The sequence below is a fragment of the Microbacterium sp. Z11_20 genome, assembly GCF_057197605.1.
The window spans coordinates 448,502-463,679 of the sequence record NZ_JBXVOQ010000001.1; the positions used below are offsets into that span (position 1 = coordinate 448,502).

A 15,178-nucleotide genomic window follows, 5' to 3' on the forward strand; every position below is an offset into this window, starting at 1 on the left:
CCGCCCATGCGCACCCGCCCCTTCCTCGTCGCCCTCGCGGCCACGACCGTCTTCGCTCTCGCCGGCTGCGCCGGCGCCGCAACCACTAGCGGGGGCACCGGCGATGACGACGACGTGATCCGCGTCGGCGCGCTGACCCCGGGTCACGCCAACGACGGCGCCTTCAACCAGGCCCTCGCCGACGCACTCGCCCAGCTGGAGGAGGAGGGACTGATCGAGTACGAGCTGCGCGAACAGATGGCCGACCCGGCCACGAGCGAACCGGTCATCGCGGACTTCGCGAGCCAGGGATTCGACCTCATCATCGGCCACGGGATCGAGCTCGGCGACGCGATCTTCGCCGTCGCGGAGGACTTCCCCGACATCGCCTTCACCGCCTCGGGCGGGCCCGACATCCTCGAACGCCACACCGACAACGTCGAGACCTGGACCTACGACTCGTCGCAGGTCGGCTACCTCTCCGGCTACATCGCGGGCGCGACCGGGGTCAGCCCGATCGGCCGCGTGGAGAGCCTCGAACTCGACTTCGTCGTCGCCACCGATGAGTTCTTCCAGCAGGGCGTGGCCGCCGCCAACCCCGAGGCGACGCTGCTTCCCGTGGTGTACGCCGGGAGCTTCGACGACGCCGAGGCCGCCGCATCCGCGACGACGGGCCTCATCGGTCAAGGTGCCGAGCTCATCTACACGACGGGTGACGGGATCGCCGCCGGTGTCGGGGCCGCCGCATCCGGCGCCCGTGTGCTCTCGGTCGGCGTCTCCCCGGCGGCCGGCGAAGAGGCGCTCGCGACGAACGTGTCGACGGTCGACCTGGACATGTACCCCATCCTCAAGGCGTGGGTCGAGGCGGTCGGCGACGGCGGCTTCGGCGGTCAAGGCGTCGTCTCGACGCTTGCCAACGGCGGCATCGTCTACCAGGAGATCAATGACGTCGACGGTACGGTCGCCGCGGACGTCGCCACCAAGGTCGAGGAGCTCGTCACCGGGATCGCCGACGGAAGCGTGACCATTCCCCGATGACCGTCCCGTTCGTCGAGACCGACCGGGCGGCATTGGTCGCCCGGTCGGTCTCCAAGACCTTCGGCGCTGTCCGGGCTCTCGACAGCGTCGATATCGTCGTCCGCCCGGGCGCCGTCCACGCCCTCGTCGGCGAGAACGGAGCGGGCAAGTCGACGCTCGCCAAGATCCTGGCCGGAATCGAGATGCCCAGCGCCGGGAGCATGAGCCTGGGCGGCGATCCGTTCGCCCCGCGTGATCGCGCCGACGGGAAGGCGCGCGGGGTCAACATGGTGCCGCAGCAACTCAGCCTCGTCGGTCAGTTGAGTCTCGTCGACAACTTCCTTCTCGCCGGACCTCGCCGGATCGCACGGCGCCGCCCGGCACGCGCCCTCCTGGCAGACACGCTGAGCCGCGCGGGCGTCGCCGTCGACCTGGACGCTCCGACCGCTCGCCTCAGCCAGGCCCATCGCCAGCTCGGCGAGATCGTCGTGGCCCTGGCCGAGGGGGCGACGACGCTCATCCTCGACGAGCCGACGGCCAGTCTCGGACCCGTCGAGGTCGGCGGGCTCTTCGAGCACCTGCGGCGACTGTGCGATCTGGGTCTGGCGGTGGTGCTGATCACGCACCGGCTGGAGGAGGTCCGTGCCGTCGCCGACGAGGTGACCGTGCTCTCGCACGGCCGCCGCGTGCACTCGGGGCCGGCGCGCGGACTCGCCGCAACCGAGATCGCCCGTCTCATGGTGGGAGACCTCCCAGAGCCGGCTCCCCGCGCGGCCCGGCGACCGGGGGAGCCGGTGATCGTCGCACGCGGCATCGCCGCCGCTTCCGAGGCGGATGCGTCGCTGTCCGACGTGTCGCTCACCGTGCGCGCGGGCGAGATCGTGGGGGTGGCCGGTGTGGCCGGCAGCGGACAGAACACGCTCCTCGAGGTGCTCGCGGGGCTCCGGGCGCCGACCGCCGGAACAGTGGAGTTCGACGGTGACCGGGGGCTCGACGCGCACGCGCTCCTGCAGAGGGGCGTCGCGTGGATCCCGGAGGAGCGCGCGGAGGCCCTGGTGCCCGCGATGCCGCTGGGCGCCACGCTCGGGCTTTACGAGTCCGCCCGCGGGACGCGCGGGCCGCGCCCCGCGGAGGCCGATGCGCAGGCGCGGTTGCGCGGGTTCGATGTGCGCCCCGCGGCCCCGGCCCTCGCCGCGGGCGGCCTGTCCGGTGGCAACCAGCAGAAACTCCTCGTCGCCCGGGAGCTGGGTCGCGTGTGGCCGGGTACGGGGACGGGTGCCCCGCGCGCGGTGCTCGCCTACGGCCCGACGCAGGGTCTCGATCTCCGTGCGGCTCAGGCCATCCGGGACCGGCTCATCGCCGCCGCCGAGGGGGGAGCGGCGGTGGTGGTCGCCTCTCACGACCTCGAGGAGATCCGCACCCTCGCCGACCGCATCCTCGTGCTTTACGCCGGACGCGTCGCCGCTGACATTCCCGCAGCCCAGGCCTCGACCGCGCGTGTGGGCGAGGCGATGGCGGGGCTCGACATCCACGCCGAGGAGCACTCATGACAGAACTGACCGACCTTCTGCCCACCGCCGCTGAGCTCGGTCGGCTCCGCGCGGTCGCGGCAGGCGACGCCGAAGCCGACCTCATCGTCCGCGGTGGGCAGGTCCAGTCGCCCGGAACCGAGGAGTGGCTCGACGTCGATGTCGTCATCGCCGGCCGTCACATCGCAGCACTGACCCCGTGGGGGCATGTCGCCACGGCAAGGAGCGAGATCGATGCGACCGGATGTCACGTGGTTCCCGGGTTCATCGACACGCACCTCCACATCGAGTACACCAACCTCACTCCCGGGGAGCTCGCGCGGCTGTCGGTGCCCCGCGGGACGACGACCGTGCTGACCGACCCCAACGGATCGGCGAACGTGTGGGGCGCGCGCGGGATGGATTTCACCCTGCGCACCGGCACTCCGCTGCACGTGTTCCAGCAGGTGTCGCCGGCCACGCCGGGCTCGTTCGCCCTCGAGCGCGGCGGCGCGGTCATCCCGGAGGAGACCGTCCGGGCACGGCTGCACGATGATGTCACCGTCACCCTGGGCGAGAGCAACCCGTTCGACTACGGGGACGTCTCCACGGGGCGATTCCGCGAGGCGCTCGCGAGCGGGCGACGCATCACGGGTCACACCGCCGCCCAGACGCGCGAGTCGCTGTGGGGATACCTCGCCGCCGGTGTCGGCGACGACCACAACGCCGCGACGGTGGATGAGGTGCTGGAACGGGTGCGCCTCGGGGCCCGGATCACGGTCATGGGCTCATCGCTGACAGACAACACCGTGCCGCTGTTCGCCGATGTCGACGCCATCGCCCCGGCGCTGCGGTCGATGAGTTTCTGCGCGGACGACAAGCACGCCCTCGACCTGCACCAGGAGGGGCACATCGATCACCACGTGCGCCAGGCCATCCGGTTCGGCGTCGACCCGCAACTGGCCTATCGCATCGCCACCACTCAGCCGGCGCTCTACTACCGGCTCGACCAGGCGATCGGCGTCATCGCGCCCTCGCGCCTGGCCGATCTCCAGATCATCCCCGACCTCGCCGAGGTCCGCCCGAGCGTCGTCCTCGTCGCCGGCGAGGTGGCGGCGCGAGACGGAGTGGCGCTGTTCGAGAACACCGACACCATTCCGGAATGGACGCTCGGCACCGTCCACCTGCCCTCCGAGCTTCCCGCAGACCTGTTCGCCGTCCGTGCTCCCGGCGGCGCCGAACGCGTGTCGGTGCGAGCGATGGAGATGTACCGGGGGTACTTCAAGCGCGCGTTCACCGCCGACCTCGACGTCGTGGACGGCGAGGTGATGTCCGATCCGTCGCGGGATGTCCTGAAGATCGCCGTGGTGGACCGGCACCACGGGGAGGCGCTCACCGGCATCGGGTTCGTGCGCGGATTCGGGCTGCGCCGCGGCGCTGTCGCCATCACGATGAACTGCCCGAACATGAACGTCTCCGTCGTCGGCGCGAGCGACGCCGACATGCGCTTCGCGGTGGAGGAGCTCGGCCGGATGGGCGGCGGGTTCGTCACGGTCGCCGACGGCGAGGTGCGTGCGCGGGTGCCGCTGCCGGTAGGCGGAATGATGAGTGCGGCCCCCTGGGAGGAGACCGCCGCCGCGCTCGCCGCCGGCCACGCCGCGACCCACGAGCTCGGCTGCACCATCGCGTCGCCGTACATCATCCTGTCCTTCGTCGGCCTGTACGTCGTGCCCGACCTCGGGGTGACCGAACTCGGTCTCATCGATGCCGCCACTCAGCAGTTCGTGGACGTGCTCCTTCCCGGCCCCGTGGATCCCTGCGGGCACGCGCACGACGAGGCTCGGACATGACGCGGATGCGCTCCCTCACGCTCACCGCCGCCGTCGTCGTGGGGGTGCTGGCGGTGGCCACCGCCCTCATCCTCTTCGCCGGCGCCGATCCGCTCGTGGGGCTGCGGGGACTGGTGGAGGGCGTCTCGAGTTCGCCCTACCGGGTGGGCGAACTCCTCGTCGGTGCGGTGCCCGTGGCGATCGTCGCGCTCACCCTCGTTCCCGCCCTGCGCGCCGGGGTCTTCTCCGTGGGCGCGGAGGGCCAGGTCACGATCGGCGCGGTCACCGCGACCGCCGCGATCATGGGCCTGCGGTCGCTGCTCGGCGACTCGGCGCCCGCACCGCTGTTCTGGCTCGTGGGAATCGTGGCCGGCGCGGTCGGGGGTGCGGCCTTCGCGCTTCTCCCGGCGTGGCTGGCCGAGCGCTGGCACGTCAACGTCATCCTCTCCACGCTCCTGCTCAACTACGTCGCGACCGGTTTCCTGGGCTGGACGCTTCGCACGTGGCTGGCCAGTCCCGACGACACCGCGACACCGCAGAGCGAACGCCTGCCCGACGCGGCCTCACTTCCCGACCTCCTGCCCGGCACCCGTGCTCACCTCGGCATCCTCCTCGTCCTGGTCGCCGTCGGAGTCTTCGAATGGTGGCGCCGCACCCGGCACGCCACCCGCATCGGGGTCTTCGCCGAGCGGCCCGCCCTCGCCCGACGCCTGGGCGCGACGCGCGCCCGCACGCTGTACGCGACGATGCTCGTCTCCGGGGCGGGTGCCGGCGTCGTCGGCTGGATGCAGGTCGCGGGCGTGAACGACCGGCTCCTGGCATCCGTCTCCGGCGGCGTCGGGTTCTCCGGGCTCGCGGTCGCGCTTCTCGGCGGGCTCCTGCCGATCGGCATCGCTGCGGCCGCGGTCTTCTTCTCCGCCCTGACAGTCGGGGCCATGGGCATGCAGTCGGCCACCGGCACGATCCCGTCCTCGATCGCCGAGGTCATCAAGGGGGTCCTCCTGCTGGGCGTCGCCGTCATCGCCGCCTCCCGCCCGGGCCTCGTCGCTCCCGCGCATCCCGCGCCCACCCCCGCGCCGGACGACGGTGCGTTCGCTTCCGACGAGATCGCCTCGGCGAGCGCCGCCTCGGGTGAACCGGTCATCGAGGACGCCGCAGCGGTCGGTGCGGCGGACGTGCCGGTCATCGAGGAAGGGGCGAAGGGATGACCCTCGAGCTGTGGGCGTCGATCCTCGCCGGCACGCTGGCGCTGGCCGCGCCGCTGGTGATCGCCGGTATCGGCGAAGGCTTCGTCGAACGCGCCGGCCGGCTCAACCTCGGCATCGAGGGGATGATGATCCTCGGCGCGTTCTCGGGGGTCTTCGCCGCGAGCATCCTCGGCCCGTGGGCGGGTGTCCTCGCCGCGGGAGTCACGGGGCTCCTCCTCGCCGTGCTGATGAACTCGCTCGTCTACGCCCTCAAAGCGAACGAGATCGTCGTGGGCCTGGCGATCACGATGCTCGGGCTCGGATTGTCGACCTACCTCTACCAGGTGTGGGTGCCGGCGGGGCAGACGAACGTGAGCGTGAGCACGCTCGGACGCATCGACCTCGGGCCGCTCGCAGACATCCCGCTCATCGGACCGGCGCTGTTCGGGCAGAGCCCGTTCGTCTACGGCGCCGCCCTCCTGCTGGTCGCCGCGTGGGCGGTGATGCGCTTCACGAGGTTCGGTCTGCAGGTGCGCTCCGTCGGCGCCGACCCCGCCTCGGCGGCGCTGCGGGGCGTACGCCCGCACACGGTCGGTGCTCGCTCCCTCCTCATCGGCGGAGCACTGGCGGGGGTCGCGGGTGGGGCGATCGCGCTCGCTTCCATCGGCGCCTTCACGCCGCACATGACCGCCGGCCGCGGATACATCGTGCTCGCAATCGTGATCATGGGCCGGATGACGCCGGTCGGGATCGCCCTCGGCGCCGTGCTGTTCGGGTTCCTGCAGAGCTTCTCGCTGCTGTCGCAGTCCACCAGCATCCAGCTGCCGAGTGAGATCTATGCGACCCTGCCCTACGTCGTGACCCTCGTCGTGCTCATCCTCACCTCCCGTGCGCAGCTGCGCCGCCGCGCGGCGGCGCTCCGCCCGGCCTGACCGGCACCGCGCCCATCCGACACACTCCGCCACCCCCGAAAGGACTCCCATGCTCCGCCGCTCTTCTCCCGTTGTCGTCCCCGAGGCCGAACAGCACTGGGTCGATACCGTCGCTGCCCTCGCCGCGGGTTTCGCCGAGACCGCCGCCGACGATGACCGTGCCGCACGCCTTCCGATCGAGCATTTGCGCGCGCTGGGAGACAGTGGCCTGGATGCGGCGTTCCTGCCGCGCGCGCACGGTGGCGAGGCGCTGTCGTATGCCACCCTCGGCGAGGTGGTGCGCACGCTCGCGGCGGCGCATCCGGCCGCAGCGACCGTGTGGCTCATGCACATCGGGGCGGCCCACGCCCTGGTGACCCTGTCGGGCGAGGAGGAGGCGGAGTTCTTCGCGGCGGAGCTCCGCGCGGGGCGCCGGTTCGCCAATGCGCTGTCGGAGCCGGCCGGGGGCAACTACTTCCTGTCGTCTCAGCAGGATGCCGAGCCGTCGGGCGAGGGGTGGTCGCTCTCGGGCAGCAAGCTGTTCGTGTCGGGCTCGGAGGTCGCCGACCACCTCTTCCTGAACGCGCGCGTCGAGGGCGGTCCGGCCTTCTTCGGCGTCACCGTCGATGACACCGTGTCATTCCCGCCGATCGAGGAGACCATGGGGATGCGGGCCACGCGGAGCCGCACCATCCTGTTCGATCGAACGCCGCTGCACCGCGGGCGTCTCTGCGGACCGCCGGCGCCGACCTACGCAAACCTCATCACCGTCGGGTTCGCGTTTTTGTCGATCGGCATCGCCGAGGCGGCCCTCGACGCCCTCGCCGTCGCGGCGAAGAAGACCCGGGGCGGAGGGAGCCTCTCCGATGCCGCCTGGGTGCGGCAGGAGACCGGCACCGTGTGGGCCGAGGTGACCGCGGCGTCCTTGATGGCCGAGCGTTCGGCGTGGCTGGCGGACGCCGGGTCGCCGGAGGCGATGCCGGCCGCGACGGAGACGAAGATGCTCGCGAACGAGGTCGTCAAGCGTGCGGCGGCCACCGCGGTGCGTGTCGGCGGTGGCGGCGGGTATCTCGTGACCTCGCCGATCCAGCGCCTCTTCCGCGATGCGCAGGCCGGCGCGCTCATGGCGTACTCGGTGCCGTTCAGCTCGGAGATCGTCGGGGGCTGGGTGTTCGACGCCGCCTGATCACCCCCCGCCGGACGGTCCGCCCCGAGTTTTCCGTTCAAAACTCAGGAGACACGCCGAACTGAGGACCCGGAAAGCCGCCGTATGGCCCCATTCTCCTGAGTTTTGAACGGCCGGAAGGTGAAGCACCGGGTCGGGAGCTGCAGCCCCGTGTCCGCAGGTGCAGCACCGTGTCCCTTGTGTTGCGCCGCGTTCCCGCCGAGGGTGGAAGCCCGGGCCCGCGAAGGAGGACCGCCATGGCCGGGACCGCACGATGGGCCGCCGTGATCGCGGGTGCGCTCGTGCTGGCCGGATGCTCCACCTCCGACAGTGGCGCAGCGCCCGCCTCGACCGCATCCGCCGTCCCGTCGGCGACGGACACCGCCCCCACGGGTGCACCCGTGGCCACCCACCGCCCGGCCGGGGAGCCGAGCGTGGTGGCGACGCGCCTCGAGGCGCCGTGGTCGGTCATCCCGTTGGCCGATGGGACCCAGCTCGTCAGCCAGCGGAACGCCGGCACCGTGGTCGAGGTCGCGGCCGACGGGCGCACCGGCGAGGTCGGCACGGTGCCCGGCGTCGCGGCCGGCGGTGAGGGCGGACTCCACGGCATGGCGGTGTGGGAGGGCGACGCCTCCACGTGGCTCTACGCCTACCACGGCACCACCGACGACAACCGGGTCGTGCGGATGACCCTGACCGGGGCCGCCGGGAGCCGGACGCTGGGGCCTGCGGAGATCGTCATCGACGGCATCCCGCGCGCGGGCAATCACAACGGCGGACGCATCGCGTTCGGCCCCGACGGATTCCTCTACGTGGCCACCGGTGACGCCGGGCTGCGCGACGCGGCGCAGGACGCCGCATCCCTCGCCGGCAAGATTCTCCGGCTCACCCCCGAGGGCGAACCGGCACCGGGCAACCCGTTCGACTCGGCCGTGTACTCGCTCGGTCACCGCAACGTGCAGGGCATCGCGTGGACGGCCGACGGCACGATGTGGGCCAGCGAGTTCGGGCAGAACGCCGTCGACGAACTCAATCGCATCGAGCCGGGTGGCAACTACGGCTGGCCGGTGCACGAGGGCATCGCGGACGATCCCGAATTCCTCGATCCCGCCGTCACGTGGGCGCCGTCCGAGGCGAGCCCCAGTGGATTGGCCGCCACCGGGCGCACGCTGTTCGTCGCCGGGCTGCGGGGGGAGCGCATCTGGATGCTGGATGTGGACGGCGGCGTGCTCTCCGGCGAGCCGACGGCCCTGTGGGGCGGGGAGTACGGCCGGATGCGGGATGCCGTCGTCGTCGGAACCGATCTGTGGCTTCTCACCAACAACACCGACGGTCGCGGCTCACCCGGCGGGGACGACGACCGGCTCCTCCGCGTGCCGCTTGCGGAGGAGCCGTAGCGCGTCAGGCGAGGATCGTGCTCTCGCCGAGGTCCCGCAGATCCAGCACGAACCGGTAGTGGACGTCGTTTCGTCCGAGCCGGTCGAGTGCTTGGGCGATTCCGGACGCGGGAACCACCTCCACGTCGGCAACGACACCGTGTTCGGAGCAGAAGTCCAGGAGGTCCTGGGTGTAGCGGTGCCCGCTGCCGCCGGACGAGCTGAGCTTCTTGTGCCCGTAGACGAGATCCACCGTCTCCACCGTGACGGGACCCAGATACCCGAGGGAGAACAGGGTGCCGTCGAGGTCCAGGACGTGCAGATACGGTGCGAGGTCGTGATCGGCGGAGACGGTGTCGAGAATGACGTCGAGCGAGCTCAGCCGCGCGCGCATGGCGTCGGCATCCGTGGACACGACGACGTGCGATGCGCCGAGCGCGAGTGCGTCCTCGGTCTTGCTCGCCGACCTGGTGAACACGGTCACTTCGGCTCCGAGGGCCTTGCCGAGCTTGACCGCGAGGTGGCCGAGGCCGCCGAGCCCCACGACCCCCAGGCGCGTGCCGGGCCCCACCCCGGCGATCCGCAGCGGCTCCCACACGGTGATTCCCGCGCACATGAGCGGCGCAACGGCCGCAGGGTCGAGGTTGTCCGGAAGACGGTAGGCGAAATGCTCGCGAACGACGTACCGAGTGGAGTACGCGCCCGCGGTGATCGTTCCGTCCACGCGGTCGCGTCCGCCGTAGGTGAGCGTCGCGACCTGCTCGCAGAAGTTCTCCTGGCCGGCGCGGCACATGCGGCAGACGCCGCACGAGTCGACGATGTTGCCCACGGCCACGAAGTCGCCGACGCGGAAGTTCGTCACCTCCGGGCCGACGGCGACCACCTCGCCGACGAACTCATGGCCGGGAACGAGCGGGAAGGTCCCGCCCTCGTCTGGGCTCGTGTGCAGCGCGTGGAGATCACTGTGGCAGACGCCGCAGTAGGTGACCGCAACCTCCAGGTCGTCCGGCCGAAGCGCGCGACGCGGGATGGAAACGGGGGTAAGGGGCGCGCCGTACTCGGCGGCTTGCAAGGCGATTGCGTTCATGCCAGCACATTACCAACTAGTTGGTTTGTCTGTCTAGCGGGTAATTCGTCGGGTCGGTCCGCCCTGACAGGCGAGCGCAACCCCCGCTCGCGATCGCCCAGGCACTTCTACGATGGGCGAATGCCGATGAGAACTCTGTGGCTCGCGCGCCACGGCGAGAGTGTGGGAAATGTCGCTGCGACACGCGCCGAACGGGAAGGTCTCGAACGCATCCCGCTGGACATCCGGGACTCCGACGTCCCGCTGTCTCCCACGGGGGAGGAACAGGCGCGCGCCCTCGGCGTGTGGGTGGGGGAGCACCGCGACGAGATCGCGACCTACTGGGTCTCGCCCTACTTCCGTGCACGCGAGACGCTCGCCATCGCGCTCGGGGAGAACCCCGCCGTCGTCGGCCTCGATGAACGCCTCCGCGACCGCGAACTGGGGATCCTCGACCTCTTGACGACCAGCGGTGTGGTCCGGCGGTATCCCGAAGAGGCCGAGCGCCGCCGCCACCTGGGCAAGTACTACCACCGGCCGCCCGGCGGGGAGTCATGGGCCGACGTGGCGCTCCGACTGCGGTCGTTCCTCGGCGACCTGTTCGCCCGTCCGGAGGAGTCCGCGCTGATCGTCGCCCATGACGCGGTGGTGACATTGATCACGTCACTCCTGATGAGCTTGCAGGAGGAGGAACTCCTCGAGTTCGCCGCCGCCAACCCGGTGCTCAACGCCTCGATCACGCGACTGGATTCGACGGATTCGGGGTGGCAGGTGTCGTCCTTCGCCGATGTGAGCCATCTCCGCGAGGAAGGCGCCGACGTCACCGTGCACGAGGGCGCGCCCGATCTCGAGGCGGGTCCAGGAGAGGCGCACGAGGACTCCCCGCACGCAGCCGATACGGACGCAGTCCACCCGGGGGGCTCCGATGTCCGCGCCGAGTGAACGCCAGCCGTCGGACGCGGCAGCCTCCGCCGCATCCGGCGCCGCCCAGACGGTGACGCCGGAGCTGCTGAAGGAGTGGGGTCTTCCGGACCCCGGCGCCGACAAGAAGTCGCGGGGCGACGTCATCGTGATCGGCGGATCGCGGCGTACGCCCGGGGGAGTGATCCTTGCCGCGGAGGCGACGTTGCGGGTGGGCGCGGGCCGGGTGGGTGTCTACGCACCGGGCACCGTGAGCGTGCAGCTGGGCACCGTCCTGCCCGAAGCGGCCATCCTCACACTGCCCGAGAAGGCGACGGACCCGTTCGATTCCGCCGCGCGCGACAAGCTCGCCGCCGCCGACGCCGTGCTCGTCGGACCGGGCTTCGACGATGCCGATGAGACAGCAGACACGCTGCTGGCCGTGGCCGATGCCGGCCCGCGCTGCCTCGTGCTGGATGCATACGCCCTGGGCGTGCTTCCGCGCATCGATCGGGCGCGCCTGCCCGACGGTCTCGTCCTCACCCCGAATCGGGAAGAGCTGGCGCTTCTCCTGGAGGGCGCACCCGAGCCGCGCGACGCGAGCGACGATCTGGCAGCGGATGTGCACGAGGTCGCTCGCCAGTATCGCGCGGTCGTCACCTGCTACGACACGGTGGCCGGACCGGACGGTGCGTCGTGGCAGGTCGGCACCGGCGGCCCCGGTCTTGCGACATCGGGCAGCGGCGACGTTCTCTCCGGCGCGGTCACCGGCTTCGTCGCGCGCGGCACCGACCTCGTGCACGCGGCGGTGTGGGGCACGTGGGTGCACGGGCGTGCGGGCGACCGCCTCACCGAGCGACTGGGGCTCGGGTTCCTCGCCCGCGAGCTCGTCGCAGAACTGCCCCTCGCGCTGCGCGAGATCGTCTGACCGCTCGGGGGAGACCCGGACGTCACCCCTGGTCGAGTGAGTTCGCCACTTCGCGGAGCGCCTCCACTGCCGCCACCGCGCGGCTGACCGCGTCCGCCGGCGCCTCCGCGAGACGGGCGGCCCAGTAGGCGTTGATCCGCGCGATGCTGGTCTGCGCCTTGCGCGTGGCGACGAGAGTCACGGAGCGGGCGTCATCCGGCGTCTGCCGGCGAATGACGAGTCCGCCGGTCTCGAGGGTGCGGATGGCCGTGCTCACGTTGCTGCGAGCCAGTCCGGTCACCTCCGCGACCTGACTCGGGGTGGTGCCCGGGGTGCGGTGCACTTCGCGGAGGACCGCGATCTCGGTGCCGGTGAGCGGGACGACGTCGCGCAGTGCGGGGTTGCGGATGTCCAGCCGGTGCGCGAGATCCAGGACGACGTCGGCGAGGGCGGCGAGGTCGTCGGCTCCGGGCATGGCGGTCATGGCATGAGTCTACGCCGGGTATGATTATGCAATCATAAGTACGTGACGGTGCCGCGTTAGCACGCCGACCGGCGACGACGGAGCCAGGATGCTCAGACCTCGCTAGCGTGGAGGGGTGACCGCTCCTGTCGACCCCACGTCCACGTCCGCCTGGCGCGAGCTGACCGCCGCTCGCGAGACCTTCGTGCCGGATCTCCGCGCGTGGTTCGCGCTCGATCCGAGCCGCGTCCAGCGGATGACGCACACGCTCGGCGATCTGCACGTCGACCTGTCGAAGAACCTCGTCACCGACGAGATCCTCGCCTCCCTCGTCAAGCTGGCCGAAGAGACCGGTGTCGCCGAGCGGTACGCCGCCATGCTGCGGGGCGTGCACCTCAACACCAGCGAGGACCGCGCGGTGCTGCACACGGCGCTGCGGCGGCCCGGCCATGCCGAACCCGAGCTCGTCGTCGACGGCCAGCACATCGATTCGGACGTGCACGAGGTGCTCGGGCGGATGTCGGAGTTCGCCGAAGGCGTGCGGTCGGGCCGGTGGCGCGGGATCACCGGCAAGAAGGTCACGCACGTCGTCAACATCGGCATCGGCGGCTCGGATCTCGGCCCCGTGATGGTCTACGAGGCCCTGAAGCCCTACGCGGACGCCGGAATCGAGGCGCGCTTCGTCTCCAACATCGATCCGACGGATGCGGCGCAGAAGACCGAGGGCCTGGATCCCGAGACCACCCTGTTCGTGGTCGCCTCGAAGACGTTCACGACGTTGGAGACCCTCACCAACGCGCGTCTCGCGCGCGACTGGCTCTGGGCGCGGCTCGCCGAGCGCGGTGCGATCGACGATTCCGACGCATCCCGCACCGACGCTGTGGCCAGCCACTTCGTCGCGGTTTCTACCGCCCTCGACAAGGTCGCCGAGTTCGGGATCGATCCGGCCAACGCGTTCGGGTTCTGGGACTGGGTCGGCGGTCGGTACTCCGTCGACTCCGCCATCGGCCTCTCGCTGGCCATCACGCTCGGACCCGACGCGTTCCGCGAGCTGCTCGCGGGCTTCCACACGGTCGACGAGCACGTGGCATCCACGCCGCTCGCGCAGAACGTCCCCGTCCTCATGGGGCTCCTGAATGTCTGGTACACGAACTTCCTCGGTGCACAGTCGCACGCCGTTCTGCCCTACGCGCAGCAGCTGAACCGCTTCCCCGCATACCTGCAGCAGCTGACGATGGAGTCCAACGGCAAGTCGGTGCGCTGGGACGGCACGCCGGTGACCACGGACACCGGCGAGGTGTTCTGGGGTGAACCCGGTACAAACGGACAGCACGCGTTCTACCAGCTCATCCACCAGGGAACACGTCTCATCCCCGGCGACTTCATCGCCTTCGCGAACCCGGCGTATCCGCTGGAGGACGACGGCCGTGACGTGCACGGGCTGTTCCTGGCGAACTTCCTCGCACAGACGAAGGCGCTGGCGTTCGGCAAGACTGCGGAGGAGGTCGAGGCGGAGGGGACGAGCGGCGCGCTGGTGGCGGCGCGCACGTTCCCGGGCAACCGCCCGACCACGTCGATCTTCGGACCGGCGCTGACCCCGTCGGTGCTCGGGCAGCTCATCGCGCTGTACGAGCACATCACCTTCACGCAGGGCACGATCTGGGGCATCAACTCCTTCGACCAGTGGGGGGTCGAACTCGGCAAGCAGCTCGCCCTCCAGATCGCCCCTGCGATCGAGGGGGATGCCGCCGCGCTCGAGGCGCAGGATGCGTCCACGAAGGCGCTGCTCGCGTACTACCGGTCTCAGCGCCCCTGACCCGCCGCGAGCGCGCCCAGGCGGAGGTCTGGGGCGTACGGAGGGTTCGTCCAGGGTGGGGCGCGCAGACTTGAGGCTTGGTGTCTTACCCGAAGACGCCTTGCGCCACGCTGGCGCCGATCCCTCAAGGACGTACGTTCGTCATGCCTGCAGTTCGCACCGTCACGCCATCCCACCGTTCCTCCCGCCGCTTCGCCGCGATCGCCACGGCCTGCGCGGGGGCCGCGCTCGCTGTCGTCGGAACGACCGGCGTGGCAGCCGCCGCCGCCGAGCGGGTGGGCGAGTCGGTCATCCGGGAGAACGAGACGAACGTCTTCGTCGCGGAGTCTGTGGCGCTGCTCCAGCCTCTCAGCATGAGCACCGCCGACGCCCAGCTCACCCTGGCCAACGCCGAGGCCGCGGTCGCCCGGGCGACGGCCGTCACGACGGAGGTCGCCGGCTCGGGGCTCAGTGTCGGAGACGCTTCCGCCTCGGTGGACACGGAAGCGTTGCGCTCTGCGATCGGGCGGCTGTCGGCCGCGGGGATCGTCCCGGCGCTGCTCTTCCCGCAGGTGGCCGAAGACGCCGAAGCGCAGACGCGCATCGTCGACGAGCGCACGGCAGAAGTGCGCGCCGCTCTGGAAGCGGCGCGCACTCAGAAGGCGGCGGAGGAGGCTGCCGCCGAGGCCCAGCGGCAGGCGGAGGCCGCAGCCACCGCCGAGGCGCAGCGGCAGGCGGACCTCCGCGCTGCGGCCAACACTCCGGCCGGCGCGAAGGCGCTGGCACAGCAGATGGCCGCCGAGCGCTTCGGCTGGGGCGGCGACCAGTTCTCGTGTCTGGCGTCGCTGTGGGAGAAGGAGTCCAACTGGAACTACCAGGCGTACAACGCGTCGAGTGGGGCCACCGGCATCCCGCAGTCGCTCCCCGGCAGCAAGATGGCCAGCGCCGGCGCCGACTGGCAGACCAGCGCCGCCACGCAGATCGCGTGGGGGCTGGATTACATCGATCGCGCCTACGGGAGCCCGTGCGCGGCGTGGGGCAAGTCGCAGGCCGTCAACTGGTACTGAGAATCACC

At 71.1% G+C, this 15,178-nt stretch carries 13 protein-coding genes; 11 read left to right on the top strand and 2 right to left on the bottom strand.

Annotated features, from left to right (window positions below; translation table 11 throughout):
- The first annotated feature begins 6 nt into the window (after nt 1-6).
- The 7 genes from AC2DFQ_RS02180 to AC2DFQ_RS02210 all read left to right on the top strand — a co-directional run bounded on the left by AC2DFQ_RS02180 (nt 7) and on the right by AC2DFQ_RS02210 (nt 8,993).
- The gene (locus tag AC2DFQ_RS02180) at nt 7-1,017 is read left to right on the top strand and encodes a BMP family ABC transporter substrate-binding protein (RefSeq protein WP_484532803.1); all 1,011 of its coding nucleotides are present in this window, start codon (nt 7-9) and stop codon (nt 1,015-1,017) included.
- A complete protein-coding gene (locus tag AC2DFQ_RS02185) occupies nt 1,014-2,546 on the top strand; it encodes an ATP-binding cassette domain-containing protein (RefSeq protein WP_484532804.1) in 1,533 nt (510 codons plus the stop codon). The genes AC2DFQ_RS02180 and AC2DFQ_RS02185 overlap by 4 nt, the downstream gene beginning before the upstream one ends.
- Complete coding sequence (locus AC2DFQ_RS02190) at nt 2,543-4,354, top strand: adenine deaminase C-terminal domain-containing protein (protein ID WP_484532805.1); 1,812 nt, start codon at nt 2,543-2,545, stop codon at nt 4,352-4,354. The genes AC2DFQ_RS02185 and AC2DFQ_RS02190 overlap by 4 nt, the downstream gene beginning before the upstream one ends.
- A complete protein-coding gene (locus AC2DFQ_RS02195) occupies nt 4,351-5,541 on the top strand; it encodes an ABC transporter permease (protein WP_484532806.1) in 1,191 nt (396 codons plus the stop codon). Before AC2DFQ_RS02190 ends, AC2DFQ_RS02195 begins: the two co-directional genes overlap by 4 nt.
- The gene (locus AC2DFQ_RS02200; protein ID WP_484532807.1) at nt 5,538-6,452 is read left to right on the top strand and encodes an ABC transporter permease; all 915 of its coding nucleotides are present in this window, start codon (nt 5,538-5,540) and stop codon (nt 6,450-6,452) included. The genes AC2DFQ_RS02195 and AC2DFQ_RS02200 overlap by 4 nt, the downstream gene beginning before the upstream one ends.
- Nucleotides 6,453-6,501: 49 nt before the next feature.
- On the top strand, nt 6,502-7,617 hold the full coding sequence (locus AC2DFQ_RS02205; protein ID WP_484532808.1) for an acyl-CoA dehydrogenase family protein: 1,116 nt from the start codon (nt 6,502-6,504) through the stop codon (nt 7,615-7,617).
- Between the two features lie 236 nt (nt 7,618-7,853).
- Complete coding sequence (locus AC2DFQ_RS02210; protein ID WP_484532809.1) at nt 7,854-8,993, top strand: PQQ-dependent sugar dehydrogenase; 1,140 nt, start codon at nt 7,854-7,856, stop codon at nt 8,991-8,993.
- A gap of 4 nt (nt 8,994-8,997) precedes the next feature.
- On the opposite strand, the gene AC2DFQ_RS02215 is transcribed toward AC2DFQ_RS02210, so the two are convergent.
- Nucleotides 8,998-10,059, bottom strand: coding sequence for an NAD(P)-dependent alcohol dehydrogenase (locus AC2DFQ_RS02215; RefSeq protein WP_484532810.1), 1,062 nt, complete (start codon nt 10,057-10,059; stop codon nt 8,998-9,000).
- 120 nt (nt 10,060-10,179) lie between these two features.
- On the opposite strand from AC2DFQ_RS02215, the gene AC2DFQ_RS02220 reads away from it, so the two are divergent.
- Nucleotides 10,180-10,980, top strand: coding sequence for a histidine phosphatase family protein (locus AC2DFQ_RS02220; protein ID WP_484532811.1), 801 nt, complete (start codon nt 10,180-10,182; stop codon nt 10,978-10,980).
- Entirely contained in the window at nt 10,964-11,866 is a 903-nt protein-coding gene (locus AC2DFQ_RS02225; RefSeq protein WP_484532812.1) for an NAD(P)H-hydrate dehydratase, read from the top strand. Before AC2DFQ_RS02220 ends, AC2DFQ_RS02225 begins: the two co-directional genes overlap by 17 nt.
- Before the next feature lie 22 nt (nt 11,867-11,888).
- On the opposite strand, the gene AC2DFQ_RS02230 is transcribed toward AC2DFQ_RS02225, so the two are convergent.
- Nucleotides 11,889-12,329, bottom strand: coding sequence for a MarR family winged helix-turn-helix transcriptional regulator (locus tag AC2DFQ_RS02230; protein WP_484509464.1), 441 nt, complete (start codon nt 12,327-12,329; stop codon nt 11,889-11,891).
- 115 nt (nt 12,330-12,444) lie between these two features.
- Here AC2DFQ_RS02230 and pgi point away from each other — a divergent pair, with 115 nt between their 5' ends.
- Nucleotides 12,445-14,124, top strand: coding sequence for a glucose-6-phosphate isomerase (gene pgi, locus AC2DFQ_RS02235; RefSeq protein WP_484532813.1), 1,680 nt, complete (start codon nt 12,445-12,447; stop codon nt 14,122-14,124).
- 143 nt (nt 14,125-14,267) lie between these two features.
- Complete coding sequence (locus AC2DFQ_RS02240; protein ID WP_484532814.1) at nt 14,268-15,170, top strand: aggregation-promoting factor C-terminal-like domain-containing protein; 903 nt, start codon at nt 14,268-14,270, stop codon at nt 15,168-15,170.
- The last annotated feature ends 8 nt before the right edge of the window (nt 15,171-15,178 follow it).

What these genes read in the sequence shown, in the direction of transcription:
- AC2DFQ_RS02180 (WP_484532803.1), top strand. Translation starts at nt 7, where the DNA reads ATGCGCACCCGCCCCTTCCTCGTCGCCCTCGCGGCCACGACCGTCTTC.
- AC2DFQ_RS02185 (WP_484532804.1), top strand. Translation starts at nt 1,014, where the DNA reads ATGACCGTCCCGTTCGTCGAGACCGACCGGGCGGCATTGGTCGCCCGG.
- AC2DFQ_RS02190 (WP_484532805.1), top strand. Translation starts at nt 2,543, where the DNA reads ATGACAGAACTGACCGACCTTCTGCCCACCGCCGCTGAGCTCGGTCGG.
- AC2DFQ_RS02195 (WP_484532806.1), top strand. Translation starts at nt 4,351, where the DNA reads ATGACGCGGATGCGCTCCCTCACGCTCACCGCCGCCGTCGTCGTGGGG.
- AC2DFQ_RS02200 (WP_484532807.1), top strand. Translation starts at nt 5,538, where the DNA reads ATGACCCTCGAGCTGTGGGCGTCGATCCTCGCCGGCACGCTGGCGCTG.
- AC2DFQ_RS02205 (WP_484532808.1), top strand. Translation starts at nt 6,502, where the DNA reads ATGCTCCGCCGCTCTTCTCCCGTTGTCGTCCCCGAGGCCGAACAGCAC.
- AC2DFQ_RS02210 (WP_484532809.1), top strand. Translation starts at nt 7,854, where the DNA reads ATGGCCGGGACCGCACGATGGGCCGCCGTGATCGCGGGTGCGCTCGTG.
- AC2DFQ_RS02215 (WP_484532810.1), bottom strand. Translation starts at nt 10,059, where the DNA reads ATGAACGCAATCGCCTTGCAAGCCGCCGAGTACGGCGCGCCCCTTACC.
- AC2DFQ_RS02220 (WP_484532811.1), top strand. Translation starts at nt 10,180, where the DNA reads ATGCCGATGAGAACTCTGTGGCTCGCGCGCCACGGCGAGAGTGTGGGA.
- AC2DFQ_RS02225 (WP_484532812.1), top strand. Translation starts at nt 10,964, where the DNA reads ATGTCCGCGCCGAGTGAACGCCAGCCGTCGGACGCGGCAGCCTCCGCC.
- AC2DFQ_RS02230 (WP_484509464.1), bottom strand. Translation starts at nt 12,329, where the DNA reads ATGACCGCCATGCCCGGAGCCGACGACCTCGCCGCCCTCGCCGACGTC.
- AC2DFQ_RS02240 (WP_484532814.1), top strand. Translation starts at nt 14,268, where the DNA reads ATGCCTGCAGTTCGCACCGTCACGCCATCCCACCGTTCCTCCCGCCGC.